At 48.3% G+C, this 232-nt stretch carries 1 protein-coding gene; it reads right to left on the reverse strand.

The genetic code is table 11. The features are described 5' to 3' along the window. On the reverse strand, positions 1 to 232 hold a 232-nt coding region (locus tag AB4298_RS21265), incomplete at both ends, for a hypothetical protein (RefSeq protein ID WP_371988332.1).

Here is a 232-nt window from a genome sequence, read left to right on the forward strand (position 1 = left end):
TCGCAACCAAAATACGGTCTGATGCGGTTTGTCCATCATCACTACCCACCGTATAAGTTAACTCAGCAACCCCACCATCAAGCGCTTCAAGGGTAAAAAACGGCGACGTGAGATTGGTAACGTTAACGAGCCCAGAGCTATCAACCACAGAGGTTAATGTCCAGTCGGCATCACCACTGACCGATGACGAGATATCAAAGGTTTCACTTTTACCTTGGGACATTGCCAGCGT

Origin of the sequence: Shewanella sp. 10N.261.52.F9 (genome assembly GCF_041471165.1) — a bacterium.
GTDB lineage: Bacteria > Pseudomonadota > Gammaproteobacteria > Enterobacterales > Shewanellaceae > Shewanella > Shewanella marinintestina.